This is a genomic window from Tabrizicola sp. (assembly GCF_030694085.1).
Classification (GTDB): Bacteria; Pseudomonadota; Alphaproteobacteria; order Rhodobacterales; family Rhodobacteraceae; genus Tabrizicola.
Map to the genome: position 1 here is coordinate 25,569 of NZ_JAUXZE010000072.1, position 26,108 is coordinate 51,676.

Here is a 26,108-nt window from a genome sequence, read left to right on the forward strand (position 1 = left end):
GTGCCTCGCGCGGAATTGGCCAGAGGCCGGGGTTTGAAAGCCCGCGCGCGAAGGCTATACCCGACCCAAAGACCGCAAGGAGCCAGGCCATGACCAACCCGACAGCCGCAATCCTGGTGATCGGAGACGAGATCCTTTCGGGCCGGACGCGCGATTCGAACCTGCATTTTCTGGCCGGAGAGCTGACCCGCCTCGGCATCACCCTGTGCGAAGCGCGTATCGTGGCCGACATCCATTCTGAAATCGTCGATGCCGTGCGCACGCTGTCGTCGAAATACACCCACCTCTTCACCAGCGGAGGGATAGGTCCGACCCACGACGATATCACGGCCGACGCCGTGGCCGAGGCGATGGGTGTCCCGATCTCCCACCGCGCCGATGCGATGGCGCTTTTGCAGGCGCATTACGACCGCTCTGGCCTGCCCTTCAACGAAGCGCGTCAACGCATGGCGCGTATCCCGGACGGGGCGGCGCTGATCGACAACCCGGTCTCCACCGCGCCAGGCTTTACCATCGGCAATGTGCATGTCATGGCCGGGGTGCCGAACATCTTCCAGGCAATGGTCGCCTCGGTCCTGCCGACGCTGACCGGCGGGCCACCGCTTCTGTCGCAATCGCTTCGCGTCAACCGGGGCGAAGGCGAAATCGCCGGCCCCTTCGGTGCGCTGGCGGCCGAGTTTCCGGACCTGTCGATGGGGTCCTACCCGTTCATCCAGAACGGGGCGCATGGCGCGAACCTCGTGGTGCGTGGCACCGACCCAGGTCGGCTGGACGCGGCAATGGTCAAACTGACCCAGCTGTTCGGATGACTCCCGCCCTGCTGGCCGAGGTGATGGAGGCGACCTGGCCCCCGGCCAGCCGGTGGACCCTTGGCCCCTTTACCCTGCGCGATGGAGCGGGGGGCGGGAAACGTGTCACTGCGGCCAGTCTGGACGGACCTTTCTTCAAGGCCGACCTCGATACGCTGGAAGCGGCGATGCCTGCGCCGCTGATGCTGATCCGCGCCGGAGAGACCGAACTGGACGCCGCGCTTGACTCCCGTGGCTGGCGGATCGTCGACCCGGTCGTCGCCTATGCCGCCCCGGTCGCGCGGTTGGTCACCGATCTTCCACGGCTTACCGCCTTCCCGCACTGGCCACCGCTGGAAATTGCCCGCTCGGTCTGGGCCGAAGGTGGCATCGGCCCCGCCCGTATCGCGGTGATGGAGCGGGTTCAAGGCCCCAAGGCGGCCCTGCTCGGTCGGATCGATGATCGGTCGGCTGGCGTAGCCTTTATCGCCTGCCACGGCGACGAGGCGATGCTGCACGCGCTCGAGGTCCGGCAGAGCCACCGTCGCCAAGGTCTGGGAAAGAACCTGCTGCACGCCGCGGCCAACTGGGCAGCCGAGAACAAGGCCACCCGACTATCGCTGGTCGTCACCCGGCAGAACGCCGCCGCGCGTGCGCTCTATGCTCGCCTTGGCATGGAAGTTGTGGGACAGTACCACTACCGAATGAAATGATCGCGGAAAGCGACCCCCGGCAGTGCCAAAGGCTTACCTTCCTCTCTTCCTGGCCGCCGCACTGGCCGATCCCGTTTCCGCGTTGACTCTGGACCTGCCAGCCAAGGTCCTGGGCCAGGAAACGCGCAGCGAGATCCCTGGCGCCTATGCCTTGCCCACCGCGCCGTTCGACGGCACGACGGTTCCCGCACGTCCGGTCGAGGGGGCACTGGACCAGCGTGCCTATCGGCTGGAGGCTCCGGGCGCGACCACGCTTGCGCTCTTGGCTCCGCTGCGCGACCAGGTTCGTGCCGCGGGCTATGAGATCATCTTCGAATGTGAGGCGCGCGCCTGCGGCGGTTTCGATTTCCGGTTCAACACTGACGTCATGCCCGAACCGGACATGCACGTCGACCTGGGCGATTTCCGGTTCCTCTCGGCCCAGAAGGGGACCGAGGCGGTGTCGATCCTGGTCAGCCGCAGTTCGGGCGCGGGGTATATCCAGATCACCAGGGTCTCGGCTGCCACGCTGCCAGCAGTGTCGATAAAGACGCCGGTGGACCTTGCTGAACCCGAGATCCCGCGAAGTTTTGACGGGCCGGGCCAAGCCGCGGACATTGCCGCTTCGCTGGATGCGAAAGGCGCAGCGGTTCTGGAGGACCTCGTGTTTGCCAGCGGCGCGGCCGCGCTCACCGATGGCGATTATCCCTCGCTTGCCGCTGTTGCGGCCTGGCTGGAGGCCAACCCTCGCGGCACCATTGCCCTTGTCGGCCACACCGATGCTTCGGGAAGTCTTGCCGCCAACCAGGCGCTGTCCGAACGTCGCGCCGAAGCGGTGGCGGCTGCGCTGATCCGCACCTACGGCGCTGACCCGGCGCGCGTGTCGGCCGATGGCGTGGGCTTCCTGGCCCCCCGGGCGACCAACCAGACCGAGGAAGGTCGGCAGAAAAACCGACGGGTCGAAGTGATTGTCACTTCGACCCGCTAGCGGACGCGCCTCTGAGGGGGAGAGACGTCACCAGTTGTCAGGACCCTTGTCGGCATAGCGCCGCGCCAAGAAGTCGATGAAAGCGCGCACCTTGGGCTGGGTGAAACGCCCCGGCGGATAGACTGCGTAGATGCCCAGCACTTCGACCGGCAGGCCGGGGATTGCTTCTTCGACCAGGCCTTGCCGCATTGCGTCGGCGTACAGGAACGAGGGCAGGTAGGCGATCCCCAGGCCGGAGATCGCGGCGTTCAGCAAGCTTTGCCCGTCGTTCACCGTCAGCCAGCCCACGGACCGGACCTGCCGCTTCTCGCCCGAAGGTGCCGTGATCTTCCAGACGTTGCCATTGGCCTGGTTGGAATAGTGCAGAAGCTTGTGGTCGTTCAGATCATCGATCTTTTGCGGTCGCCCGAACTTCTGGAAGTAGGACGGCGCGCCGATCATCCGCTTCGTGGTTTCCGTCAGCTTCCGGGCGCGCAGCGAGCTATCCTCAAGTTCGCCCACGCGGATCGCCATGTCGAAGCCTTCGCTGATCAGTTCGACGTAGCGGTTGTTCAGTACCATGTTCACGGTGATGTCGGGGTATTCCAGCAGGAAATCGCCAAGGATCGGCGACAAGAGGTTCACACCGAAATCCGTCGCGACCGACACGCGCAACAGGCCCGAGGGCGCGGATTGCATAGAGGTGACCAGCGCATCGGCTTCGCCGGCGTCGTTCAGCACGCGACGAGCACGATCGTAATAGGCCAGGCCGATCTCCGTCGGCGACACGCGGCGGGTGGTTCTGTTCAGCAACCGGGCGCCGAGTCGGGCTTCCAAGGCAGACACATGTTTCGAGACAGCGGATTTCGAAATCCCCATCTTCTTGGCTGCATCGGTGAAGCCGCCCTGATCCACTACCGTGGCGAAGGCCTCCATCTCTGTCAGTCGATCCATATTGTCCTCTTCGGGAGCAGACACGCCGGTTTTGTTACAAACAGGTTTCACTTCCAAATCGGGCAGGAAGGCGGCAATCAGGCGTCCGATCCGGGGTATTGTGGGGGATCGTTGATGGCAGAGAAACTCTGGACGGTGCCAGGGGATCGGCAACTGCTTGCCAGAACCACCCCCGGCGATACGCAAGGAAAGGGATGCGATGCCCGGCTCGGCGGGAAATCGTTCCACGATTGTCCCGATATAGGCAGAGTTTTGGCGCGTTTTCCAGCCATTGTTTCGACTCTATGGAATGATCTTCCGCGACCCTTTAGCTGACCCCCAGGGCGGCAAAAGCGCTGCCCTGCAATCGTGGATAGAAAAGGAGACTTCCATGAAACGCTTCGCAATCGCCCTTGCACCGCTTGCCCTGGCTTCGGCCGCCTTCGCGCAGACCCTGCCGGATGTGCCCGACACCGACTCCAGCGGCAGCTGGTCGCTGGTCGAACTTCAGGCGGTCTGGGCGGATCTGACCGAAGAGACCTTTACCGCCATTGACACCAGCGCCGACGGTGCAGTCGATGCGACCGAGCTTCAGGCCGCGCTGGACAGCGGCGTGATTGCAGCGCCGGGCGAAGCCTCAGGCGGCTGACCCTTTACCCCGTCGATGACTGCGTCACCCGTCGCTGATGTCCGACGAGGAGACGAAGTCGCACGAGACGGCTTTCGTTATAGCCGTGCCGCCAGGCGAGCTGCCTGATCGATGGCGCGCTTGGCATCCAGTTCGGCCGCGACATCCGCCCCGCCGATCCGGTGGTGGCGGATGCCACGCAGCTCCAGCTCTGCTGACAGCCTCCGCTCCGGTTCCTGCCCGGCACAAAGAACCACTGCGTCGACCGCCAGCAGTTCTTCCCCGTCCCGGTTCGGCCCGTGGCTGATCACCAGCCCCTCGGGCGTGATCCGCTCATAGTTCACCCCGCCCTGCATCTTGACCCGCTTCATCGCCAGGCTGGCCCGGTGGATCCATCCCGTCGTCTTGCCCAGATGCCGCCCCGGCTTTTCGGTCTTCCTTTGCAATAGATGAACCTCGCGCGCGGGGGGATGCGGGTGCGGCCCCTCGGGTGCCAGGCCGCCACGGTCCTGCCAAGGTGTGCTGACGCCCCATTCTTCCCGCCAGCGACCGATATCCAGCGTCGGGCTGACCCCGTCCTGGACCAGCGTCTCGGCCACGTCGAAACCGATCCCGCCTGCGCCCACCACGGCCACTCGCCGCCCCACAGGCGCACCCTTCAGCACGTCGATGTAGGACAGCACCGTTGCCCCCGCTTCGACCGGAATCCCCGGATCGCGTGGAACAACCCCGGTGGCGATCACCACCTCGTCGAAGCCGTCCAGGTCCTCTGCTGTGGCATCCTGCCCCAGCCGCACCTCGATCCCCGGCGCCTGAAGCATGGTATGGAACCAATCGACCAGCCCGTGAAACTCTTCCTTTCCCGGCACCTGTTTCGCAAGGTTCAGCTGCCCGCCGACCCGCTCTGCCCGGTCGAACAGCGTGACCTGATGGCCCCTTTGGCTTGCAACGATGGCCATCATCATCCCCGCGGGGCCAGCCCCCACCACCGCCACCCGCTTCGGGTTGTCAGTTGGTGTATATACAAGCTCGGTCTCGTGGCAGGCGCGGGGGTTCACCAGGCAAGAGGTCAGCTTGCCGCTGAAGGTATGGTCCAGGCAGGCCTGGTTGCAGGCTATGCACGGCGCAATTTCGGCCGCCCGCCCGGAGGCCGCCTTCATGATGAACTCCGCATCCGCCAGCCAGGGCCGTGCCATCGACACCATGTCGGATGCCCCGTCCGCCAGCAGCCGCTCGGCCACCTCGGGCGTGTTGATCCGGTTCGAGGTGATCACCGGGATCGAAACCTCGGGCCGAAGCCGTGCTGTCAGATGCGCAAATCCCGCGCGGGGAACCGAGGTGGCAATCGTCGGCACGCGCGCCTCGTGCCAGCCGATCCCGGTGTTCAGGACACTGGCCCCCGCCGCCTCGATCGCCTTCGCAAGCGCCACGACCTCATCCCAGGTCGACCCATCCGGCACCAGGTCGATCAGCGAGATCCGGTAGACCAGCACCGCCCCCGGGCCCGTGGCCGCGCGCACCCTGGCCACGACCTCGACCGGCAGGCGCATCCGGTTCTCATACGACCCGCCCCAACGATCCGACCGCCGATTGGTGTGGGTCACAAGGAACTGGTTCAGGAAATAGCCCTCGGACCCCATCACCTCGACACCGTCATAGCCTGCCTCGATGGCCCGCGCCGCTGCCGTGGCGATGTCGGCGATCTGCTTTTCGATCCCCTCTTCGTCCAGTTCACGCGGGGGGAACGGAGAGATCGGGGACTTGATCGCGGACGGAGCGACACATTCTTTGCCATAGGCATAGCGCCCCGCGTGCAGGATCTGCATGGCGATATGGCCGCCCTCGGCATGGACCGCGTCGGTCACACGGCGGTGATTGGTGATGTCCTGATCGGTGTACAGCCCAGCCGCTCCGGGAAACACCCCGCCCTCGCGGTTCGGCGCCATGCCCCCGGTCACGATCAGCCCCGCCCCGCCCCGCGCCCGCGCTGCATAGAAGGCCGCGACCCGGCCCCAGTCGCCCGTCTCCTCCAACCCGGTGTGCATCGAGCCCATCAGGCTCCGGTTCCTCAAGGTCACCCCGGCCAGCGTGATCGGCGACAATAGATGCGGATAGTCGGTCATGATGGTCCCCCTTGCGGGCGGAGAATGGCGAAGACCGACACGAACGTCACCACGAACGCGGCGTCACAGCACCACCACCTGTGCCGGGTCCAGAAGCCAGGGCGCGATGATCCCGCACGTGTCCGCCAGCGGCAACAAGGTCTCGGGCACCTCCATCCCGATGACGCGCACCATGAACTCGGCCCGCAACGCGCAGCGCCGGGCCACATTGGGATGCTTTTGCGCCAGTTCCTCGCGTAGACCCTCGTCCGCGATCACATATCCATCCTCCATCCGGGTCGAGCCCCAGTGGGGATGTGCCGGGATCACGTCCATCTGCATCGCCATGCCGGATGCCAAGGGGATGCCCGATTCCGGCATGATGGGCGAGGACATCCACTCATCAACCCCGATCAGGTGGCCGGGGTTCAGCGTGATCCCGAACTCAGCGGGCAACCGGTCATGGATCATTGCCCAGACCGCGCCCCCTGCCACGCCTGGCCGCATCATCCCGCACCAGTCCGACAAGGCCTGGATATAAGGGAAGACGAACTCCTCCAGATAGCCCGCAGCAGAAGCCGGAAGGTCATAGTCCCCGCGCGCCATCCAGCCCGCGCGGCAGATGTTCGATCCCCAATGCGCGATGTTGAAGCTGGCGGGGACCCCCAGCCGGATGCGGTCGCCGATAGGCCCGGACAGACCCGGAGTTTCTCCCATCGCAAACGTCAGGTGGCACCCCAGCGGCAGGCCACCGATCCGTGCGGCTTCGATTGCGGCGAAGTCGGTCATGCCGTCGCGGAAACTGAACATCATTCGGCGCAGGGCCGATGCCGCGAGATGATTCGAATACTCCAGACGCGCGATTTCGTCGGCGGTCACCCGCGCCCGCAATCCATGTCCGGGATGCATGAAAACTGCGGTCGCGTTCTCGACCCGCCCTGCCCGCTGACGCAGTGGGTCGGCCAGAAATGCCGGGATGTCCAAAGCAAGCGCCGGATCATGGCCGGGGGCCAGTTCGTCCGAGCCGTACCACTTCCACCCCACCGCGCCGACTTTCGCGTCCGACGGCACGACCTCCTCCAGCCACTGCCATAACCGCCGCGAGTCTCTCGGCTGGCTTGGCAGCGACAGCGAGGCGCAGAGCCCGGTCCGCACTCGCCCCGCTGCGACAAGAGGAGAGACAGCGGTATAAGCCAGGCACTCGTTCCCCGTGATCAGCAGCGCGTCATCCTCGGTCACAACCAGCACCGCCTCCTCGAAGCGCGGGTCAAATCCGGTCAGCCAATGCAGGTTCGCCGCATGCTCGCGGTCGCCATAGACCACTAGCGCCGCATAGCCTGCTGCCGACATGGCTGCCCGCACCGCCATCATACGCTGGTCGGCCTCCGCCAGGGTGAACCGGGGTGGCAGGTCCGGCGTGCCGTTGTCCGGCCAGTCCAGGCGTTGCAGTCGCGTCATCTTGGTCTCCCCCAGGTTACGGCTCTCAGGATCGCACTCCCCGATCCCGCTCGTCGAGAATTCCTTGACTCCCTCGCTCGGTTTGCGAAGGAGGACACGAAGTGGACGACGACACAACCCGAGAGCTTCCTTGCGAATCCTGCTGCCCCCGCCTATATGACGCTTGAGAGGTTGGCGCGGGCAGGCGCCTCGCCAACCCGGTCAGGTCCGGAAGGAAGCAGCCGTAACGAGCCCCGCTTGGGTCGTTGTCCAGCCTCTCACCCTTCCCACTTGCGCAGACCGTCACTTGTTGAGTGCCCTTGTACTCAAGGGGTACGCTACACACACTGATAAAGAACCTGCTACACAGTAAGGGGTCCGGCAGCATGAAACACGTTCGGCACGTGTGGGGGAATGGCGGGCCTGTATGGGAAACAGGAACAGACCGATGCCGGAGACGTGCAGCGGTAGGGCCGCCGCAGACCATTGGCTGGACACGGCGGGACAGTGCGGAACACTGATCTTTTAACTGGCTCGATTGGATCTTCGCATTTTGCGATGGGGCGATGTGTTCTTCCAGAATTTGGCAGGCCGGCGGTTGTACTACTCGGTCGGGCATGCGACGGGCCAGGTCGAAGTCGTGGATCGTCATGTCGCGGAAGAGGCCTCCCACCGCAACCGGGTAGGCTTTCGGTGGCGGTCCCGGATCGCGCGAGGTGATGATCACCTGATGCAGGTCCCCAATCTCGCCCGCCAGCATCGCAGCCCGCGCGGCACTGTGGCCGGAATCGTAACGGCGGTTGAAACTCAGTTGGATCGGCAGCTTGGTGCCCTTGATCCTGCTCTCATCCGAACTTGGCATGATGACCGGCGCAGTGATCCCCTTCAACCAGTCGGTCTGGTGTGCTTACCAGGTCGCGCCGCCGATTCCCGACAGCAAGCTGATCCCTCTAGGCCCTACTGGATGGCGCAGTTGTAGCGGGTGTAAACCAGGCTGGGCGTGATCCGGCCGACAGGCTGGACCTTGTTGCGCGCCATCCTGCGCGGGTAAGTGAAGTTCAAACGTCGGACGGTGATGCCTTGTCGGCCGTTTGCTACATATCGGACAGAAGGTATCGTGGCGATCAGACGAGCAGTCGCCTGGTTGTGGGAGAGAACGACCTCAGCATCGATGTGCTGATGCCCGCCTTGAACGACTGAGGATCCAGGCGGACCGTGCTGCCACATCGTGCGGCCTCGTCGATCGCAAGTAGCGCGCGCATGTCAGCCAGCCCCTCTTCGCCATTCGCTTCCGGCGGGGTTCGGGTCAGGATGCAGTCCGAGAAGTAGGCAATCTGACCCGAGAAATGATCCACCTGCTGAAACGGAATGATCGTCTCCTTTCCGTCGGCACGGACGGTCAACCGGAGCGCCGAGTCGAACTTGAACGCGGGGTCGAGGATCAACTCGCCGGATGACCCGACAACCCGGATCGATTCAGATGTTCCCGAACCGAAAGAGCAGAAGAACTGCGCCAGCCGGTCGCCGGGAAACCTCAGCGTGACGGCAAGACCCGCGTCGATCTCGGCGAAGCGCGGATCGCCCGAGGGGCGGCTTGCCATGGCCTGCACCGCGATGGGTTCAGCGGCAAAGACATGGCGCGCGGCGTTCAGACAGTAGACGCCGACATCCGGCAGCGCACCGCCCCAGTGGTTGGCTTGCAGGCGGTGGTTGCCCAATAGCGACTGGAAGCCGAAGGTGGAGGTGAAAAATACCGGTTCGCCGATCTTGCCCGACCGGATGGCTTCAATCATGCCGTGCGTGCCCGGTTCGTTGTGCAGTCGGTATGCGGTCATCAGGAAGGCAGTGCTTTCCCTGGTCGCGGCGACCATTGCCTCACTTTCGGACATGGACGTCGCAAGCGGCTTTTCGACCATCACATGCTTGCCCGCTTTCAGCGCGCGGATCGTGTAGTCCGCATGCATCGAGTTCGGCAGCGCGATGTAGACCGCGTCGATGCGGTCGCTGGCGATGAGGTCATCGTAACCGGAATAGTCCACAACTTCGGGCACGCCATGGAAGTCCGCCAACTGTCGCGCAACTTCGGGGCTGCCTGACACGATGGCCTGCATGCGCGAGTTCCCGGTGACGGCAACGGCAGGCATGAAAGCTTCCTGCGAGATCCAACCCGCGCCAACGACAGCGTAGCGTATCATGGGTTCACCCTGGATAAAGAGACTGAGGACCGTCTGGCGCCCTTCAGGCCGCGAGATGGGCAGGCTTCTTGCCCAGGATGATCATGCCCAGGATGTCGTCGTCCGTCACTTCGTCCACGTTCACCGTGCCGACAAGCTGGCCGTTCTTCATCACCGAAGCGCGGTCGCACAGCTTCATGACGTTGTGGATGTCGTGCTCGATCAGGAAGATGCCAAGGCCCTGCGCCTTCAGCTCCTGGATCAGCTCGGCAACCATCTGGGTTTCGTGCGGGCCCAAGGCGGCGGTGGGTTCGTCCATGATCAGAATCTTGGCGTTGAAGTAAACAGCGCGGGCGATGGCGACTGATTGACGCTGACCGCCCGAAAGGGCCGAGACGGGGACGTTGAACTTGCGGAAGTTCGGGTTCAGACGGCCCATGATCTTCCGTGTCTCCGCCTCCATCTTGGCATCGTCGACGATGCCGTGGCGTTTGATCTCGCGTCCCAGAAACAGGTTCGAGGCAGCGTCGAGGTTATCCGCCAGCGCAAGCGTCTGGTAGATCGTCTCGATATTCAGGTCGCGCGCATCGCGGGGGTTGTTGATCTCCACTTCCTGCCCGTTGATCAGGGTCTGCCCGCTGTCGGCCTTGTAGGCCCCCGACAGGCACTTGATCAGCGTGGACTTGCCCGCACCGTTGTGGCCCAGAAGGCCCACCACTTCGCCGGGGTAGAGGTCGACCGAGACGTGGTCCACGGCCTTGATCCCGCCGAACGAGATCGAGATGTCGCGCAGTTCGACCAGAGGGGTGCCAGTGCGATTGACGGTGCGGTTCATGGTCATTTGGAAAGCCCCAATCGCTTGCGATACAGGATGTCGACCCAGACGGCGATGATCAGCACGAGGCCGACGATGATGTTCTGGAACGGCGTGTCGACGCCGACCATGGCCATGCCGGACTGCAGGGATTGCATGATCAGCGCGCCAAGGACCGCGCCGTAGATGGTGCCGACGCCCCCGGCCAGAGCCGTGCCGCCGATCACCGCAGCGGCGATGACGCGAAGCTCCTCCAGCATGCCGATGTCATTGCCGTGGCTTTGCAGACGGGCCTGAGCGATCAGCGCAGCCAGGGCGCACAGGAAGCCCATCAGCGCGAAGATCTTCACCGTCAAAGCGCGGGTGTTGATGCCGGACAGCTCGGCCGCGTCGGGGTTGCCGCCGGCAGCAAAGATGTAGCGGCCAAAGGTGGTCTTGCGGGCGATCACGGTCATCACGACGGCCACGGTGATCAGGATCAGGGCCGAAATCGGCACGCCGTGCATGGCGGTATAACCTTCGGGCATGACCTGACCCTTGGCCTCGAACAGCCGCTTCAGCTTGGCCTCGGGGATCGGATAGCGCGACAACCAACCGACGAAGAACAGGATCGCGCCAACGATCAATCCGGCCATCACGCCCTCGGCCCACAGGGGCTTGACCACGAAGCCGTGGCTTTGCTTGTTGCGGCGCGAAGCGAAGATGCCCCAGACCGCGAAACCCGAGGCGACGAGGCCGAAGATCCAGCTTGCAGTTGCGCCAAGGACGCCCTCGGTGCCGCCGAACATCAGGAGGTTGGGGTCGGTGAGGCTGACCGACTGCCCGTTGGTGGTGAACCAGTTGACGTTGCGCCAGACGAACAGCCCGCCCAGCGTGACGATGAACGACGGGATACGCTGGTAGCCGACCAACCAGCCGGTGATCGCGCCCATCGCAGTGCCGACCGCAAAGCCGATCAGGATCGTCAGGCCCAGGACAAACGGATTGCCGAACGTGGTCCCGAAGAGGTTCGGCAGCCAGGTCGCCTGACACATGGCCATCACCGCCGAGCACATCGCCAGCATCGAGCCGACGGAAAGGTCGATGTGTCGGGCCACGATCACGAAGACCATGCCGCAGGCCATGATCGCCACCGGAACGGTCTGCACGGCGATATTGAACACGTTGCGCGGGCCGACGAAGGTGCCGCCCGTCCAGATCGTGAACACAAGTGCGACGGCGGCGAAGGCCATCAACATGCCCAACAGCCGCACATCCAGCTCAAGCGTATCGATCACGCTGCGCCGGGACGTGATTTCCTGGGGCGCAAGCCCTGACTGCGACATGGTGGTCCTCCCTCTCCGCTTCAGTGTGGCGGCGCCCCGATGCTGTGGGACGCCGCCTGTTCTTGGCTGTTTGTCGGATTACTCGCAGACGGCCACGCCGGTCACGCCAGCGCAAAGGACGTCCTTGGCAATCCAGCCCGCGTCCAGCACGAGGTTCAGGTTATCCTTGGTAATCGGCTGCGGAGCCAGCAGAACCGCGGTCAGTTCCTTGCCACCCGGCGACGTGAACTTGCCCGCACCCGGGACGGCGTCCATTGCGGTGCCCGAAGCCAGGGCGACGGCGATTTCACCGGCCGCCTTGCCCAGCGCACGGCTGTCTTTCCAGACTGAAACGGTCTGGGTGCCAAGCGCCACGCGGTTCAGTGCGGCCATGTCGCCGTCCTGACCCGAAACCGGGATCCCGGCCATGCCCTGAGCGGTCAGCGCCGCGACAACACCACCTGCGGTGCCGTCGTTCGACGCGACGACAGCGTCAACGCCGTTGTCGGTCTCGGTCAGGATCTGCTCCATGTTCTTCTGGGCGTTGGCGGGCTGCCAGTCGTCCGTGTAGGCTTCGCCGACGATGGTGATGTCACCGGCATCGATGGCTGCCTGCAGCACTTCCTGCTGACCGCCGCGCAGGAAGTCTGCGTTCGGGTCAACGGGCGAGCCCTTGATCATCACGTAGCGGCCTTTTGGCATCGCTGCCAGAACGGCACGGGCCTGCATCCGACCAACCTCGACGTTGTCGAAGGTCAGGTAGAAGGCGCGCGGGTCGTCGATCATGCGGTCATAACCCACGACAGGGATACCGGCGTCGGCAGCGGCGTCCAGAGCCGGCCCGATCGAGGCCGAGTCCTGCGCCAGGACGATCAACGCCGAGCAGCCCTGGGTGATCATGCCTTCAATGTCGGCAAGCTGCTTGGAGGCCGAGGTCTGCGCGTCAGCCGAGACGTATTCGGCGCCAGCGGCATCCAGAGCGCCCTTGATCGCGGCTTCGTCGGTCTTCCAACGCTCTTCGCGGAAGTTCGACCACGAAACGCAGACTTTCAGATCCTGGGCCGAAGCCGCCGAGGTCAAGCCCGCAATCGCAACGGATGCGAGCAGAAGGGTTCTTTTCATTCCAGTTCCTCCCTGGGAATCATCGGCTTTTGCTGCCGGTCTGGCGACGATCGCCTGCAGTGATCTGACGCAGACGCATCATCTTTGTCAATTATTTTATTTGGCAACTTTTCTTGCATGACAAGATTCATTGCGGCCTCGAACTTACAGCCGGACAGAGGCGAGGCCCCATGCCTCACGGCTCTGGACGCGCCGCAATCACGCCGCTTTCAACAGGGTCGAGACGTATTCCAGGCTTGCGCGAAGGTGCGCGACAAGCTCGGGATCATTCTGCACCTCGGGGCTGAACGGCTCCATCGAGACGAATCCTTCGTATCCGGCCGCCTTCAATCCGCGCAGCTTCGCGATGTTGCCCACCCGGTCGCCGACGAAGACCAAGCCCCGGTCCGGCTCGACCAGGTCGCCCGGCGAAAGGTCGGTGCGCGCGATGCCGGACATGTGGGCCAGACCGATGTGCTGGGGGAAAAGCCGCGTATCGCCGCAGCGGAAATACTGGAAGGTGTCATAGCACAGCTTGTAATCATCCCAGCCGTCGATATCAGTGACCGCCGCCACAGCCATGTCCTGCCGCTTCATGGTCGAGCCCTTCATCCCCAGAGGCTCGACATAACCCGTGATGCCGTGCACCTGCAGGATCGGCCGTAGCTGCCGCAACCCGTTGCGCAAGTTCTTCTCGGCTTGCGCGTCGGTCCAGCCGTGATCCTCGTTGTGAACTGGGCACAGAACCACTCCCGGTGCCCCTAGGGCAGAGGCGTAGGCGATGATCGCCTCCGCCTGCTTGGCGCGGGTCGGGGACCAGTCGTTGAACCGTTGCAGCGCGTTGACCGACGCGACCTCAAGCCCCACATCCTGCAACCGTGCCAGCACATCGCGCGCCGGGGTGCCATCGGCGAACTCACGTCCTTCGATGTCATTGCGGATTTCCACCGCCTGCACCCCGACCGAGGTCGCAAGCGCGATGAACGCGTCCAGGGGCAGTTGCGGAGCGCAGGTTCGGTTCAGGGCAAAGCGGATCGACATGGCGGGGTTCCGTTCGGATCAGAGGTAAAGGTCGGGCCGTTGGCCGAAGGTCAGCCGCACCGGGTTGCCGGTCTGCAAAGCGGTCACGACCTGTTCCGCAATGGCTGTTGCAACGTAGCCGTCCCAGGCCGAAGCGCCCACGGGATGCTGGTCGGCGATGGACCTGACCCAGCCGTTCATCTGGATGCGGTAGGCGTCGCGGAAGCGGGGGACCCAGTTTTCCGACCAGACGTGGCCGTGCTGCCCCACGTGGTTTGTCAGGGTCACGGTTGGTGCTGCCATCTCCACCGTGCCCTCCCGCCCGACAAGCTGGGCGTGGACGTGATAGCCGTAGCGCGCGTTCATGTGGACTTCGGTCGAGACGATGGCCCCGCTTTCCGTCTCCAGCGTGATCATCAGCGGATCACCCCCGGGCGCCGCGCTGATCCGGGCCAGAGTCGGCTCGGTGTTCAACAGCCAGCGGCTGATGTCGATCTCGTGGACGAAGGAATTCGTCACCGCCATCGCCCCGGTGAACCAGTCGGGCGCCGCAGCGTTGCGGTGGGTGTTGTGGAGAAGCACCGCCTCGCCAATCGCGCCCGATGCCCGCACGCGCAGCATCTCGACATAAGCCGGATCGAAGCGGCGCATGTATCCCACCTGGACCAGCCGCCTGCCCAACTGGACTTCGGCCTGAACCACCCGCAGCGCATCCTCGGCCGTCGCTGCCAGCGGCTTTTCGCACAGCACCGGCTTCCCGGCCGCCAGACAGGTCAGCGCCAGATCGGCGTGGGTGGCGTCGGGTGAGGCGATGACCACCGCCTGCACCCTATGGTCACGGATCAGCGCCAGCAGATCGGAGAAGGCTTCCCCATGCCCCGCCACAGCGCGGGCGCGGTCGATATCCGCGTCGCAGACAGCGACGACCTGCGCTCCGGCCGTTTCGTCGCGCAGGATGCGGACATGTTCTGCTCCCATCACCCCGGTGCCGATTACGCCGACCGAAAGGGTCATTTCACGTCAAGCCAGCGTTGTTCACGCGACGAGGACTGGATCGTCTCGACCAGCGTCTGGATGCGCAGCCCGGCGCGGAAGTTGAACGGCTCATCCGACTTGCCAGCGATGGCGTTGATGTAACCCGCGACCTCGATCGCCTTCAGGTCATTGAAGCCGATCTGATGCCCCGCCGCGACACAGAACAACCCATATGGCGCGTGGTCGGGTGAGGCTTCGATGCGCCGGAAGCCCTGACGACCCTTGCGGTCGGAGGTGTCGAAGTAGTGCAGGACGTTGAAATGCTCCTGGCTGAACGCCAGCGCGCCTTTGGTGCCGTAGACCTCGAAGTCGTGCTGCATCTTCCGACCGGTGGCGATCCAGTTGCCCTCGATGCTGCCGGAAGCCCCATTCTCGAACCGAAGGAAGGCGCGGCCTACGTCATCGACCGTCACGGTCTTGCGGCCGCCGCGTCCGTCGGGACGTTCGCCAATCATCGTCACGCAGTCGCCCATGACCTTAGTCACCGGCCCGCACAGGAATTCAGCTGTCGCCAAGGCATGCGACCCGATGTCTGCCAGCGCCCCGCCACCCGCCGGGTCATGCCGGAAGGTGAAGGAGCCGTTAGCGTCGGCCATGTAGTCTTCGCAGTGGATGCCGCGATAACCCCGGATTTCGCCCAGTTCTCCCGCCCGGATCATCTCACGCGCGGTCTGCAGCATCGGATTGCAGAGGTAGTTGAACCCGACCTGCGTCTGCACGCCCTTGGCCTCGGCGGCCAGCGTCATCTCCAGCGCGTCGGATGCCAACGGGGCCAGCGGCTTCTCGCAATAAACATGCTTGCCCGCCGCGATGGCCGCCAGCGACATCTCCTTGTGCAGCGCGTTCGGCGCGGTGATCGAGACGAGGTCAATCTCGGGGTTCTCGATGATATCTTGCCAGCGCGCGGTGCCCTTGGCGAAGCCCAGCGTGATGCGGGCACGTTCGGCGGCCTCGGGGGTGATGTCGGCGACGGTGTGGAGGTCCAGGTCATAAGCCAGTTCGAACACCCGGGGGGCCGAGGTGAAGCCGAAGACATGGGCCTTGCCCATGAAGCCGGTGCCGATCAGGCCGATGCGGAGGCGGGGTTTGGTCATTTCGCAAGTTCCTTCAAGCCGCCGATCGCGGCAGCGTTCACGACAAGCGCCGGGTCAAGTTTACCGGCGAAGAAATCCAGCACGTTCTGCACCGAGGCGATGGCCATCCGTTCGGCGCACTCCACGGTGAGTGCGGCGTTGTGCGGGGTCAGGACCGCCTGGTCGAGGCCGAAGAGCGGGTGGTCCATTCCCGGAGGCTCGGCGTCAAAGACCTCGATCCCCGCGCCGCCCAACCGGCCCGCCCGCAGGGCGTCGGCCAGAGCGACCTCATCCAACAACCCGCCCCGCGCGGTGTTTACCACGACAGCGGTTGTCTTCATCAGCGCCAGTTCTGCAGTCCCAAGCACTGCCCGGTCCGCACGCGGCAGGTGCAAGGACACCGCATCGGCCTGCGCCAGCGCCTGTGCCAGATCGCTGGCCCGCGCAGCGCCCTCGGGCCAGCTTTCGGCGGGTATGAAGGGGTCATGGGCATGAACCTCCATCCCGAAGGCGCGGGCCAGAGCGGCGAGCTTCTGCCCGATCCGCCCGAAGCCCAGGATCAGTAGGCGCTTGCCCGCGACCTCATGCGTCTGCAGCCCGTTCCGCCAGCCCCAGTCGCCGTCCCGCGTGGCGCGGTCGGCGGCGATCAGGCGATGCGTCGCGGCCAGGATCAGCATCATCGCATGTTCCGCCACGCCCGAGGAGTTCACGTCCCCCACGATGCAGAGGGGGATTCCGCGCGCGTTCAGGGCGGGCACGTCGACCGCGTCATAGCCGACCCCGTGGCGCGAGACGATCTTCAGCCCCGGTGCCCTTTCGATGGAAGCCGCCGTCAGAGGCTGCGTGCGGATCACCAGCGCTTCCGCCTTCGGCAGATGCGCCTGGTAGGACGGCTCCGAGATCTCCTCGACATAGTCGAAAGTCACGGGAGCCGAGCGCAGAAGGTCCAGACCCGAGGGATGCAGTTTGCCGGCGACCAGAAGATGCGGCATCAGTAGGTCCCTTTCTCGGTCTTGGCTGCCGCCCCGTCGGTCAGTTTGCGGAAGCCCGCGACAGCGGCCCCGGCTGCGGCGGCGAGGAAGCGGCTGTCCCCTCCCACAGTGGTCATGTCGAAGCCCCAGCTGATGGCCTTCGCGGCATAGTCCGGCGTCCCGCAATGCAGGGCGGCGCGGATGCCGTTCTTCTTGCAGGCAGCAAGGATGGTGTGCAGGGCGGCGATCATCTCCGGCTCTTCTCGGTCAAAGCCAGGGGCAAGGCGGCCCTGCGTCAGGCTTAGGGTCAGGTCGGCGGGGCCGACATAAATCCCGTCCAGTCCCGGCGTCGCGGCGATGGCGTCAAGGTTCGCCATCCCCTCTGCCGTCTCGATCATCGCAAAGCCGAGGATGTTGTCGTTCGCCTCGCCCGCGTAGTTGGCGCCCGCCGCAAAGGACACGCGCGTCGGGCCGAAGCTACGCTGGCCCAGCGGCGGATAGCGCAGGTAGCTGACGAAACGGGCGGCGTCCTCGGCCGAGTTGACCATCGGGCAGATGATCCCGTAGGCCCCGGCGTCCAGGGCCTTCATGATGATGCCCGGCTCCAGCCACGGCACGCGGGCCATCAGCGTCGCGCCACTGGCCCGCATCGCCTGGAACATCGGCAGGACGTTGGAGTAATCCAACGCACCATGCTGCATGTCGATGGTAACGCTGTCGAACCCCTGCGCCGCCATGATCTCGGCGGTGAAGGGGTTGCCGATGCTGCACCACCCGTTGATCGTGGGCTTGCCTTCGGCCCAAAGCTGTTTCAACCGGTTCGGGATCATGCCCACACCATCTGGCTGGATTTGACGTCAAGGTAATCGCGGATGCCCTCGATCCCGCCCTCGCGGCCCATGCCGGAGTGGTTGGTGCCACCGAAGGGCGCCTCGCTGGCCGCCATCGCGAAGGAGTTGATGCCGACCATCCCCGCCTTCAGCGCCGAAACGGTGCGGCGGGCGCGGGCGGGGTTGGTGGTGAAGGCATAGGCCGACAGACCCATGTCCGAAGCATTGGCGCGGGCCAGCACCTCGTCTTCGCTGGAGAATTGGGTGATCGCGGCGATGGGGCCGAAGTTTTCCTCGGCCATCACGCTCATGTCGTCGGTGCAACCGGTCAGGACGGTCGGTTCATAGAAATGCCCGGCGTTGAAGCCTCCTGCCCGCTTGCCCCCCGTCGCGACCGTAGCACCTGCAGCGACGGCCCCCGCAACGATCCGTTCCATCTCGGTCAGCCGGTCCGCGCTGATCAGCGGCCCCATGCCGACCGAAGGGTCCAGCCCGTCGCCCAACTTGATCGCCTGCGCGCGATTCACGAAGCCTTCGACGAAGGCATCATGCAACCGTTCATGCACATAAAAGCGGTCGCCCGTCACGCAGACCTGACCCGCATTAGCGAACTTCGTCGGCACGGCGGCGTTCAGGCAGGACTCGAGGTCCGCGTCATCATAGACGATGACCGGCGCGTTGCCGCCCAGCTCCATCGACACCTTCTTCAAGGTCGCCGCCGCATCTCGGATCATCTGCTGGCCGACGCGGGTGGAGCCGGTCAGGCTGACCTTGCGCACCACGTTCGACGTCATCAGCGGCCCGTAGGTGGCCTCGGTCGGGCCGACAACCAGGTTGACTGCGCCGGCGGGCAAACCACCCGCACGGACGCAGTCAACCATCACCATCGCCACGCCCGGCGTCTGCTTCGACGGGCGGATGATGGTGGAGCATCCTGCGGCTAGGGCGGGAGCCACCTTTCGCGCGATCAGGGCTGCAGGAAAGTTCCAGGCGGTAAAGGCCGCCACGACACCGACGGGTTCGTGGTGAACCTCGAACCGGCCACCCGGCACGCGGGATTCGATGATGCGGCCATAGATGCGGCGGGCTTCTTCGGCATACCAGCGGAACTGGTCGATGCTAAGGCCCCATTCGCGCCCGGCTTGTGCGATGGGTTTGCCCGTCTCCAGGCTGATCATGCGGGCGCCTTCGTCTGTGCGCCGCAACATCTCATCCGCGATCCGGTGCAGCGCGTCGGCGCGTTCGAACGCCGGGGTCTTCGACCAGGCTGAAAAGCCCGTTGCGGCCGAGACGAGGGCCGCCTCGGTATCCGCTACGGAGGCAACTGGGCAATCGCCCAGCGACTGCTCGGTCACTGGACTGAGCACGGCCGAAGTCCGGCCGTCGGCCGCCGCGCGCCATTCACCGCCGATGAAAAGTCCAAACCGTGCATACATCAGGACAGCTCCTTCACGGCCACGACGCGGCCCTCGTTTATCGACTTCAGTGCAGCTTCCGCCAGCACCAGTGCCAGACGCCCATCCTCAAAGCCGACCGACGGGGCCCGTTTCTGTTCGATCGCCTCCACGAATTCGGAAATCTCGGCGTCGAAGGCTTCGCGGTAGCGTTCGATGAAGAAGTTCAGGAGTGGCTCCGCCCGGTCGGTGAAATCGGCGCTATGCAGCGTCATCTCATGCGGGCGACGGTTTTCCGAGATTGCCATGCCCTTGGTGCCGAGAGCCTCGACCCGCTGGTCGTAGCCATACGTCGCACGACGCGAGTTGGTGATGATCGCCTGTTTGCCGCTTGCGGTCTTCAGGACCACGGTCACCGTGTCATGATCACCCAGCTTTTCCATCAGCGCCGGGTCGACGAGGCGCGAGCCGGTGGCGAAGACCTCGGTCACCTCCTCACCCAGGATGAAGCGCGCCATGTCCAGATCGTGAATGGTCATGTCGCGCAGGATGCCGCCCGAGACTTGCAGATAGGCTTCCGGGGCCAGCCCCGGATCGCGCGAAGTGATGACAACCTGATGCACCTTGCCGATATCACCAGCCTCGATGGCTTTGCGCACGGCGGCGTGGCCCGGATCAAAGCGTCGGACGAAGCCAAGCTGGATCGGAACCTGCGCTCCCGCAATCTTCGTTGCGCATGCGTTCACGCGGGCAAGGCTCAGGTCAATGGGCTTTTCGCACAGGATCGGCTTGCCGGCCGCAACGGCCAGCTCCAGAAGATCGGCGTGGGTATCCGTGGCCGTGGCGATCAGCACCGCGTCAACGTCCGCCGATGCAAAGATCGCTTCCGCCGACGGAAAGACCTTGGCACCGGTTTTCGCCGCCACCGCCTGTGCAGCGGGCGCGTGGATGTCGAAGACTCCCGCAAGGGTGGCCCGCGGGTGCGCCGCGATATTGGCAGCGTGCATCACGCCAATGCGCCCGCAGCCGAGCACAGCGATCCGGATCATTTTCGTCCTCCCGATTCAATGGCGCAATACTCATTGCCATTAACGTCTATTGTCAACCCATAATGCATGCGGTTATGCTGTCTCCACATTCGAGGGAGGAGATGGCTTATGGAACACTCGACGATTCGCCTGACTATGGCGCAGGCGCTGGTGCGTTGGCTGACCGCGCAGATGACCGAGATCGACGGGCAGCGCATCCCCCTGTTCGCCGGGGTGTTCGGCATCTTCGGTCATGGCAACGTGACCTGCCTGTCCGAGGCGCTAGAGGCGGTGCAGGACACCCTTCCCACCTGGCGCGGTCAGAACGAACAGTCGATGGCCCTTGCGGCGATCGGCTTCGCCAAGGCCAAACGCCGACGGCAGATCATGATCGCGACGTCCTCCATCGGGCCGGGCGCGCTGAACATGGTCACGGCGGCGGGCACGGCCCACGCGAACCGGCTGCCCGTCCTTCTGATCGCCGGGGATACTTTCACCACCCGCCTGCCGGACCCCGTTCTGCAGCAGGTGGAACACTACAACGACCCGACCCTGACGGTGAACGATGCCTTCAAGGCTGTCACCCGCTACTGGGACCGCATCACCCATCCGGCGCAGATCATCCAGTCGCTGCCACAGGCCGTTGGCGCCATGCTCGACCCAGCCGATTGCGGCCCGGCTTTCCTCGCCCTGCCGCAGGATACGCAGGAGCTGGCTTTCGACTACCCGGTCGAGTTCTTCGCGGAACGCACCTGGGCCATCCCGCGCCCGCGTCCTGACCGCAAGTCAGTGGCCGATGCCGCAGCCCTGCTGAAGACCGCAAAGAAGCCGCTGATCATCGCCGGTGGTGGCGTGCGCTATTCCGGGGCCGAAGGTGCCCTCGCCCGCTTTGCGGCCGAACGCGGCATCCCGGTCGTGGAGACCATTGCTGGCAAGGGTGGCCTGACCCATTACCATCCGGTCCACGCAGGCCCCATCGGCATCATCGGCTCCACTTCCGCCAATGCATTGGCGGCCGAGGCCGACGTGATCCTGGCCATCGGCACCCGGCTGCAGGACTTTACCACCGGCTCGTGGACTGCTTTCTCCCGCGATGCCCGCTTCATCTCGATCAACGCGGCCCGCTTCGACGCCCTGAAGCACCGTGCCCTCGCGGTCGTGGGGGATGCGCTGGAAGGCGTGAACGACCTGGACGCCAACCTTGGCGCCTGGAAAGCACCCGCCGGGCACCTTCCCCACGCCAAGGCGATCTTCGCCGAATGGGACGCGCTTCTCGACGACCACCAGACGCCGACCAACGCCCCGATCCCGACCTATGCCCAGGTCGTGAACATCGTGAACAAGTCCGCGGGCGAGAAGGACACCCTGATCGCCGCCGCCGGTGGAATTCCGGGCGAGGTAGCGAAGGGCTGGCGCGTGAAGGCACCGAACTCGTTCGACCTGGAATTCGGCTTCTCCTGCATGGGCTACGAGATCGCTGCAGGCTGGGGCTGCGCGATGGCGCAATCCGGGCCGGGCGGCTTGGGCGGCACCCCTATCGTCATGCTGGGCGACGGCACCTACATGATGATGAACTCGGACATCTATTCGACGGTGCTTTCCGGCCACAAGATGATCGTCGTGGTCTGCGACAACGGCGGTTACGCGGTCATCAGCCGCTTGCAGCAGTTCAAGGGCGTGCCGGGGTTCAACAACCTCTTGAAGGACTGCCGGATCACCGACAAGGCCAACCCCCTGCACGTCGACTTTGCCAAGCATGCGGAATCGATGGGAGCCGCCGCGCGCCGCTGCGAAAGCCTGGCCGATCTTGAGGCCGCTCTGGAGTGGGCCAAGGGCAATGACCGGACGACCGTCATCTCCATCGTGACCGACGCCTACGCCTGGGTGCCGGGCGATGCCGACTGGGATGTGGGGGTGCCCGAGGTCTCGGACCGCGAAAGCGTCCACAAGGCCCGCGCCCATCAGGAAGAAATTCGCGCCAAGCAGCGCGTTGGAGTCTGAAGAATGAAAGCGAAACTTGGAATTGCCCCAATCGCCTGGTGGAACGACGACCTGGCGGAACTCAGCGACGATGTAAGCCTGGAGGAATGTCTGCGTCAGGCCTCGGGCGCCGGGTTCACCGGCATGGAAACCGGCCGCCGCTTCCCGATGGACATGGCCGAGCTTGGCCCGATCCTGCAGAAATACGGTATCTCGGTCTGCGGCGGATGGTTCTCGGGCCTGCTTCTGGACGGCGACATCGAGGTCGAGAAGGACCGCATCGCCCAGCAGCACACGTTCTTCAAGGCGGCCAAGGCACCCTGCATCGTCTACGGCGAAACCGCGCGCTCGGTTCAGGGCATCAAGTCCGCCCCCCTGGCCACCAAGCCCAGGCTGACCGAGGCTGAAGTGGCCGTCTATGGCCGCAAGATCAGCGACTTTGCGGACTGGTGCGCCGCCAACGGCATGCCGATCAGCTACCATCACCACATGGCCGCCGTGATCGAGACCGAGCCCGAGCTGGACCTTTTCATGAAGCATTCCACGGTGCCCTTGCTGTTCGACGCGGGTCACATGGCCTTTGGCGGCGGCGACAACCTTCGGGTGATCGAAAACCACTGGAAGCGCATCACTCATGTCCACACCAAAGACGTGCGGATGGGCGTCATCAACGGGCTGGACCGCACAAAGGAAAGCTTCCTCGACGCCGTGGTGAAAGGTGCCTTCACCGTCCCCGGCGACGGGTCGCTGGACTTCGAGGCCATTGTCAAGGCGCTGGCAGGCAAAGGCTACGAGGGCTGGTTCGTCGTCGAGGCGGAACAGGACCCCAAGGTCTCGCCGCCCCTGGAGATGGCCAAGAAGGGCCACAAGGAACTTCTACGTGTCATGGCCGCGGCTGGATACGAGGTCGTGCAATGAACCGGATGGACGGCAAGGTCTGCGTCGTCACTGGTGCCACGCAGGGCCTGGGGGCAGCGATTGCCCGCAGGCTTGCCGCCGCCGGGGCCAAGGCCGTGGTCATCACTGGCCGCAACGCCGATCGAGGAGCGACCGTCGCGCGAAGCATCATCGATGGCCACTCTGTCCCGGCGTTATTCGTGGAGGCCGACTTCGCCCGCATCGAAGACTGCCAAAGGGTCATTGCCGAGACCGACCGCCACTTCGGCCGCCTCGACGTGCTGGTGAACGCCGGGGCATCGACCGCGCGCGGCACCATCATCGACACCACGCCCGAGACCTTCGACGCTCTGTTCGCGACCAACGTTCGTGGCCCCTACTTCCTGATGCAAGAGGCGATCAAGCTGATGATCGCCAAGGGCATCCAGGGTGCGATCTGCAACATAGGCTCGATTTCAGCCCTGGCGGGTCAGCCCTTCATCAACGCCTACTGCGCCAGCAAGGGCGCTCTGACCACGTTGACCGCCAACACCGCCTTCTCCGTCATGGCCAACCGCATCCGGGTGAACCAGTTGAACGTCGGCTGGATGGCCTCGGACCACGAACGCGAGATCCAGGCCGAGGGCGGCGACCCGGACTGGGAGAAGAAGGCCGCCGCTACTCTCCCGTTTGGCCGCCTCGTCGATCCGAACGAAGCCGCGCGCGCCGTGAACTTCCTCGTCTCGGACGATGCGGGCCTGATGACTGGGGCCATCGTGAACTTCGACCAATCTGTCTGGGGTGCCGTGGCCGAGGGGATGCCTGTGCCGAAAGGCCCTATGGCCCTGTGACCACCGGAATCCGTGGCTCGGCGCTGTCCTTCTGCAGCCGGGCCGCAACGGCGACACAGATCGCCTGCGCCAGGCACATCGGCGCAGCCAGACTGCGCGAGAAGGTGTATTCATGCTCTGGCACAGCAAAAAGCACTTTCGCCAGCTTGGCGTAGGGCGACAGCGTGCTGTCCGTGATCGCCAGGATCGGCACGCCGCGCGCAGCCGTCTCTTCGGCGACATTGACCACCTCGGTCGCGTAGAAGCGGAAGGACACCAAGAACAGGACATCTGTCGTCCGCGCCACCTTTGCCATATGCGTGGCCAAACCACCGCTCGCGTCAAGCAGCACCGTCCGCTTGCCCAGCATGGTCAGCACATAGCGCAGAAGCTCGACTACGGGGGCAGATCGCAGCTGGCCGACCAGATAAATCGTATCCGCCGCCTCGATCATGTTTGCGGCACTCGCAAGCGCATCGGGATCGATGTTTGCAAGAAGTTCCTGCAGCGATGCCACGTCTCGCGTGACAAGGTCGGACAGGAGCCCCATTTCGCCTTCACGCGCACCACCAAGTTCGGTTTCCAGCGCGCGAACACGGGCATCAAACCCAGGGGCCGCGGTGGTCAGGCGGCGCTGGAAAATGACCTGCAGATCCTTGAAGCCCTTGTAGCCCAGGGACTGCGCATACCGCACAAAGCTGGATGCATGGATCCCGCACTTCGCGCCGATGGCGTTGACTGACAGCACCGCGACGTCATTCGGATTCTGCGTCAGGTAAAGCGCGATCTTCTGGTAGGACTTGGACATGTCGTCGTACCGATCGTGGATCAGCCGGATCAACTCCTCGTAGGTCTCCGGTGGTCGAAAAGACATATACAGCTCCAGTTCATTCCTTGCATATGGAGCACTGCGCAGAAAACTTTGTCAATTGGCCAGAAATGCACTGATTGGTGCGAAATGGAGTTGCCGCCAGATCTGCGATCGACACACGGCTCGCCTTTGCTCAGGCAAGAAAACATATCCCGGAAAGCGACAGTTCGTCTCGCCGGGATACGTGGCCCTGACCTCCAAGGTTATCGATTCATGCAACGTGTGCTGAGAGGTCACGGCAGAATAGAAGTGAGATCTACCGGGCTTCTGGTTTTTGCGGACATCGTTGCCGCCTCGGCCATCGCAAGGGCAGCCACACCGTCATCCAGCGTTACCGGCAGTGCCGACCCTGCGTTCACCGCGGTCACGAAGGCAGCCCACTCGGCCGCGTAGGCGGGCATGTAGCGTTCCAGGAAGAAGTAGGTCGGCTTCGCACCTGTAACGCCTGCGGCCGTCGATTTCACCACGGTGTTCTCCAGCATGTTCTGCGCCTGAAGAAGCCCTTCGGAACCCAACAGTTCGACCCGTTGGTCGTAGCCATAGACGGCCCGGCGGGAGTTCTTGATCACGGCGATGCGGCCGTCGGCGTAGGTGAGGGTCACGACAGCGGTATCCACGTCTCCGGCCTGGCCGATGGCGGGGTCGACGATCGAGGAGCCGACAGCGCTGACGGTCACCGGGGCCGCGCCCATCAGGAAGTTCGCCATGTCGAAGTCATGGATCATCATGTCGCGGAAAAGCCCGCCCGAGACCTTGATGTAGGCGATAGGCGGCGGGGCGGGGTCGAATGAGGTGATCGACAGAAGCTCGGCCTTGCCGATCTCGCCCTTGTCCAATGCAGTCTTCAGGGCGGCGAAGTTCGGGTCGAAGCGGCGGTTGAAGCCGATCATTACCGGCTTGCCGTTCTTGACCGCAACCTTCTGGCAGGCTTGCGCGCGAGCGAGGGACAGGTCCACCGGCTTTTCGCAGAGCACGGCCTTTCCGGCCCCCGTCGCGCGTTCGATCAGGTCGGAATGGGTGTCGGTCGAGGTGGCGATCAGAACCGCGTCAATAGAGGGGTCGTTCAGGATCGCGTCCGTCGTGCGCGCCTCGGCCCCGTATTGCGCGGCCAGCTTGGCGGCGGCTTCCGTGTTGATGTCCGACACGGCGGCGAGGGTCGAGCCAGGGTTCGTGGCGATGGCGGTGGCGTGGACGCCGGCGATACGCCCGGCGCCGAGAAGGCCGACTTTCAGCATGGTTGAGTTCCTTGAGGTTGGTGAC

Annotated in this window: 23 protein-coding genes, 1 other RNA gene and 1 pseudogene; 8 read left to right on the plus strand and 17 right to left on the minus strand. The window is 64.5% G+C overall.

The features are described from left to right. Positions 1-89 precede the first annotated feature (89 nt). Genes Q8M85_RS16645 through Q8M85_RS16655 form a run of 3 tightly spaced genes read left to right on the plus strand, consistent with a single transcriptional unit; the run spans position 90 to position 2,468 of the window. The gene (locus Q8M85_RS16645; protein WP_305546635.1) at positions 90-809 is read left to right on the plus strand and encodes a molybdopterin-binding protein; all 720 of its coding nucleotides are present in this window, start codon (positions 90-92) and stop codon (positions 807-809) included. Beyond that, on the plus strand, positions 806-1,501 hold the full coding sequence (locus tag Q8M85_RS16650) for an N-acetyltransferase (protein ID WP_305546637.1): 696 nt from the start codon (positions 806-808) through the stop codon (positions 1,499-1,501). The genes Q8M85_RS16645 and Q8M85_RS16650 overlap by 4 nt, the downstream gene beginning before the upstream one ends. A gap of 22 nt (positions 1,502-1,523) precedes the next feature. Then, positions 1,524-2,468: an OmpA family protein gene (locus tag Q8M85_RS16655; protein WP_305546639.1), complete on the plus strand. Its 945-nt coding sequence runs from the start codon at positions 1,524-1,526 to the stop codon at positions 2,466-2,468. A 27-nt stretch (positions 2,469-2,495) separates the two neighbouring features. Here the strand turns inward: Q8M85_RS16655 and Q8M85_RS16660 are convergent, their stop codons facing one another. After that, positions 2,496-3,401, minus strand: a complete 906-nt coding sequence (locus tag Q8M85_RS16660) for a LysR family transcriptional regulator (protein WP_305546641.1) — start codon at positions 3,399-3,401, stop codon at positions 2,496-2,498. 370 nt (positions 3,402-3,771) lie between these two features. Here Q8M85_RS16660 and Q8M85_RS16665 point away from each other — a divergent pair, with 370 nt between their 5' ends. Next, entirely contained in the window at positions 3,772-4,029 is a 258-nt protein-coding gene (locus Q8M85_RS16665; protein ID WP_305546643.1) for an EF-hand domain-containing protein, read from the plus strand. 77 nt (positions 4,030-4,106) lie between these two features. On the opposite strand, the gene Q8M85_RS16670 is transcribed toward Q8M85_RS16665, so the two are convergent. Both Q8M85_RS16670 and Q8M85_RS16675 read right to left on the minus strand, forming a co-directional pair. Next, positions 4,107-6,131 carry an NADPH-dependent 2,4-dienoyl-CoA reductase gene (locus Q8M85_RS16670; protein WP_305546645.1) on the minus strand — a complete coding sequence of 675 codons (2,025 nt, stop codon included), beginning with the start codon at positions 6,129-6,131 and terminating at the stop codon, positions 4,107-4,109. Between the two features lie 63 nt (positions 6,132-6,194). After that, positions 6,195-7,568: an aminopeptidase P family N-terminal domain-containing protein gene (locus tag Q8M85_RS16675; RefSeq protein ID WP_305546647.1), complete on the minus strand. Its 1,374-nt coding sequence runs from the start codon at positions 7,566-7,568 to the stop codon at positions 6,195-6,197. 164 nt (positions 7,569-7,732) lie between these two features. On the opposite strand from Q8M85_RS16675, the gene ffs reads away from it, so the two are divergent. Beyond that, positions 7,733-7,831, plus strand: an RNA gene (gene ffs / locus Q8M85_RS16680) — signal recognition particle sRNA small type. A gap of 344 nt (positions 7,832-8,175) precedes the next feature. Here ffs and Q8M85_RS23430 read toward each other — a convergent pair. From Q8M85_RS23430 to iolG (Q8M85_RS16735), 12 genes and pseudogenes are all read right to left on the minus strand, one after another. Next, positions 8,176-8,409: pseudogene (locus Q8M85_RS23430) on the minus strand (inositol 2-dehydrogenase); the annotation flags it as partial. 262 nt (positions 8,410-8,671) lie between these two features. Further along, positions 8,672-9,742 (minus strand): Gfo/Idh/MocA family protein, encoded by a 1,071-nt coding sequence (locus Q8M85_RS16685; RefSeq protein WP_305546649.1) that lies wholly within the window; start codon positions 9,740-9,742, stop codon positions 8,672-8,674. Positions 9,743-9,785: 43 nt separating this feature from the next. Next, positions 9,786-10,562, minus strand: coding sequence for an ATP-binding cassette domain-containing protein (locus tag Q8M85_RS16690; protein WP_305546651.1), 777 nt, complete (start codon positions 10,560-10,562; stop codon positions 9,786-9,788). Next, the gene (locus Q8M85_RS16695) at positions 10,559-11,860 is read right to left on the minus strand and encodes a sugar ABC transporter permease (protein WP_305546653.1); all 1,302 of its coding nucleotides are present in this window, start codon (positions 11,858-11,860) and stop codon (positions 10,559-10,561) included. Before Q8M85_RS16695 ends, Q8M85_RS16690 begins: the two co-directional genes overlap by 4 nt. Before the next feature lie 78 nt (positions 11,861-11,938). Beyond that, the gene (gene xylF, locus Q8M85_RS16700; RefSeq protein ID WP_305546655.1) at positions 11,939-12,961 is read right to left on the minus strand and encodes a D-xylose ABC transporter substrate-binding protein; all 1,023 of its coding nucleotides are present in this window, start codon (positions 12,959-12,961) and stop codon (positions 11,939-11,941) included. A 198-nt stretch (positions 12,962-13,159) separates the two neighbouring features. Continuing rightward, positions 13,160-13,981 (minus strand): TIM barrel protein, encoded by an 822-nt coding sequence (locus Q8M85_RS16705; protein WP_305546657.1) that lies wholly within the window; start codon positions 13,979-13,981, stop codon positions 13,160-13,162. Between the two features lie 18 nt (positions 13,982-13,999). Continuing rightward, positions 14,000-14,974, minus strand: coding sequence for a Gfo/Idh/MocA family protein (locus Q8M85_RS16710; protein ID WP_305546658.1), 975 nt, complete (start codon positions 14,972-14,974; stop codon positions 14,000-14,002). Further along, positions 14,971-16,089: a Gfo/Idh/MocA family protein gene (locus Q8M85_RS16715; protein WP_305546660.1), complete on the minus strand. Its 1,119-nt coding sequence runs from the start codon at positions 16,087-16,089 to the stop codon at positions 14,971-14,973. The genes Q8M85_RS16710 and Q8M85_RS16715 overlap by 4 nt, the downstream gene beginning before the upstream one ends. After that, the gene (locus tag Q8M85_RS16720) at positions 16,086-17,060 is read right to left on the minus strand and encodes a hydroxyacid dehydrogenase (protein ID WP_305546662.1); all 975 of its coding nucleotides are present in this window, start codon (positions 17,058-17,060) and stop codon (positions 16,086-16,088) included. The genes Q8M85_RS16715 and Q8M85_RS16720 overlap by 4 nt, the downstream gene beginning before the upstream one ends. Continuing rightward, positions 17,060-17,869, minus strand: a complete 810-nt coding sequence (locus tag Q8M85_RS16725; protein WP_305546664.1) for an HpcH/HpaI aldolase/citrate lyase family protein — start codon at positions 17,867-17,869, stop codon at positions 17,060-17,062. Before Q8M85_RS16725 ends, Q8M85_RS16720 begins: the two co-directional genes overlap by 1 nt. Next, entirely contained in the window at positions 17,866-19,305 is a 1,440-nt protein-coding gene (locus tag Q8M85_RS16730; RefSeq protein WP_305546666.1) for an NAD-dependent succinate-semialdehyde dehydrogenase, read from the minus strand. Before Q8M85_RS16730 ends, Q8M85_RS16725 begins: the two co-directional genes overlap by 4 nt. Then, positions 19,305-20,312, minus strand: coding sequence for an inositol 2-dehydrogenase (gene iolG, locus Q8M85_RS16735; RefSeq protein ID WP_305546668.1), 1,008 nt, complete (start codon positions 20,310-20,312; stop codon positions 19,305-19,307). The genes Q8M85_RS16730 and iolG (Q8M85_RS16735) overlap by 1 nt, the downstream gene beginning before the upstream one ends. A 108-nt stretch (positions 20,313-20,420) precedes the next feature. On the opposite strand from iolG (Q8M85_RS16735), the gene iolD reads away from it, so the two are divergent. The 3 genes from iolD to Q8M85_RS16750 are packed head-to-tail and all read left to right on the plus strand — an operon-like array spanning position 20,421 to position 23,998. Continuing rightward, entirely contained in the window at positions 20,421-22,292 is a 1,872-nt protein-coding gene (iolD, locus tag Q8M85_RS16740; RefSeq protein ID WP_305546670.1) for a 3D-(3,5/4)-trihydroxycyclohexane-1,2-dione acylhydrolase (decyclizing), read from the plus strand. Positions 22,293-22,295: 3 nt separating this feature from the next. Next, a complete protein-coding gene (gene iolE, locus Q8M85_RS16745; RefSeq protein ID WP_305546672.1) occupies positions 22,296-23,189 on the plus strand; it encodes a myo-inosose-2 dehydratase in 894 nt (297 codons plus the stop codon). Then, positions 23,186-23,998 (plus strand): SDR family oxidoreductase, encoded by an 813-nt coding sequence (locus Q8M85_RS16750; RefSeq protein WP_305546674.1) that lies wholly within the window; start codon positions 23,186-23,188, stop codon positions 23,996-23,998. The genes iolE and Q8M85_RS16750 overlap by 4 nt, the downstream gene beginning before the upstream one ends. On the opposite strand, the gene Q8M85_RS16755 is transcribed toward Q8M85_RS16750, so the two are convergent. Together Q8M85_RS16755 and iolG (Q8M85_RS16760) are read right to left on the minus strand one after the other, a co-directional pair. Then, a complete protein-coding gene (locus tag Q8M85_RS16755; RefSeq protein WP_305546676.1) occupies positions 23,985-24,851 on the minus strand; it encodes a MurR/RpiR family transcriptional regulator in 867 nt (288 codons plus the stop codon). The genes Q8M85_RS16750 and Q8M85_RS16755 overlap by 14 nt on opposite strands. A gap of 230 nt (positions 24,852-25,081) precedes the next feature. After that, a complete protein-coding gene (gene iolG, locus Q8M85_RS16760) occupies positions 25,082-26,083 on the minus strand; it encodes an inositol 2-dehydrogenase (RefSeq protein ID WP_305546678.1) in 1,002 nt (333 codons plus the stop codon). Between the last annotated feature and the right edge of the window lie 25 nt (positions 26,084-26,108).

Coding starts and splice junctions, on each gene's coding strand:
- Q8M85_RS16645 (WP_305546635.1), top strand. CDS start 90: ATGACCAACCCGACAGCCGCAATCCTGGTGATCGGAGACGAGATCCTT.
- Q8M85_RS16650 (WP_305546637.1), top strand. CDS start 806: ATGACTCCCGCCCTGCTGGCCGAGGTGATGGAGGCGACCTGGCCCCCG.
- Q8M85_RS16660 (WP_305546641.1), bottom strand. CDS start 3,401: ATGGATCGACTGACAGAGATGGAGGCCTTCGCCACGGTAGTGGATCAG.
- Q8M85_RS16665 (WP_305546643.1), top strand. CDS start 3,772: ATGAAACGCTTCGCAATCGCCCTTGCACCGCTTGCCCTGGCTTCGGCC.
- Q8M85_RS16670 (WP_305546645.1), bottom strand. CDS start 6,131: ATGACCGACTATCCGCATCTATTGTCGCCGATCACGCTGGCCGGGGTG.
- Q8M85_RS16675 (WP_305546647.1), bottom strand. CDS start 7,568: ATGACGCGACTGCAACGCCTGGACTGGCCGGACAACGGCACGCCGGAC.
- Q8M85_RS16685 (WP_305546649.1), bottom strand. CDS start 9,742: ATGATACGCTACGCTGTCGTTGGCGCGGGTTGGATCTCGCAGGAAGCT.
- Q8M85_RS16690 (WP_305546651.1), bottom strand. CDS start 10,562: ATGACCATGAACCGCACCGTCAATCGCACTGGCACCCCTCTGGTCGAA.
- Q8M85_RS16695 (WP_305546653.1), bottom strand. CDS start 11,860: ATGTCGCAGTCAGGGCTTGCGCCCCAGGAAATCACGTCCCGGCGCAGC.
- xylF (WP_305546655.1), bottom strand. CDS start 12,961: ATGAAAAGAACCCTTCTGCTCGCATCCGTTGCGATTGCGGGCTTGACC.
- Q8M85_RS16705 (WP_305546657.1), bottom strand. CDS start 13,981: ATGTCGATCCGCTTTGCCCTGAACCGAACCTGCGCTCCGCAACTGCCC.
- Q8M85_RS16710 (WP_305546658.1), bottom strand. CDS start 14,974: ATGACCCTTTCGGTCGGCGTAATCGGCACCGGGGTGATGGGAGCAGAA.
- Q8M85_RS16715 (WP_305546660.1), bottom strand. CDS start 16,089: ATGACCAAACCCCGCCTCCGCATCGGCCTGATCGGCACCGGCTTCATG.
- Q8M85_RS16720 (WP_305546662.1), bottom strand. CDS start 17,060: ATGCCGCATCTTCTGGTCGCCGGCAAACTGCATCCCTCGGGTCTGGAC.
- Q8M85_RS16725 (WP_305546664.1), bottom strand. CDS start 17,869: ATGATCCCGAACCGGTTGAAACAGCTTTGGGCCGAAGGCAAGCCCACG.
- Q8M85_RS16730 (WP_305546666.1), bottom strand. CDS start 19,305: ATGTATGCACGGTTTGGACTTTTCATCGGCGGTGAATGGCGCGCGGCG.
- iolG (WP_305546668.1), bottom strand. CDS start 20,312: ATGATCCGGATCGCTGTGCTCGGCTGCGGGCGCATTGGCGTGATGCAC.
- iolD (WP_305546670.1), top strand. CDS start 20,421: ATGGAACACTCGACGATTCGCCTGACTATGGCGCAGGCGCTGGTGCGT.
- iolE (WP_305546672.1), top strand. CDS start 22,296: ATGAAAGCGAAACTTGGAATTGCCCCAATCGCCTGGTGGAACGACGAC.
- Q8M85_RS16750 (WP_305546674.1), top strand. CDS start 23,186: ATGAACCGGATGGACGGCAAGGTCTGCGTCGTCACTGGTGCCACGCAG.
- Q8M85_RS16755 (WP_305546676.1), bottom strand. CDS start 24,851: ATGTCTTTTCGACCACCGGAGACCTACGAGGAGTTGATCCGGCTGATC.
- iolG (WP_305546678.1), bottom strand. CDS start 26,083: ATGCTGAAAGTCGGCCTTCTCGGCGCCGGGCGTATCGCCGGCGTCCAC.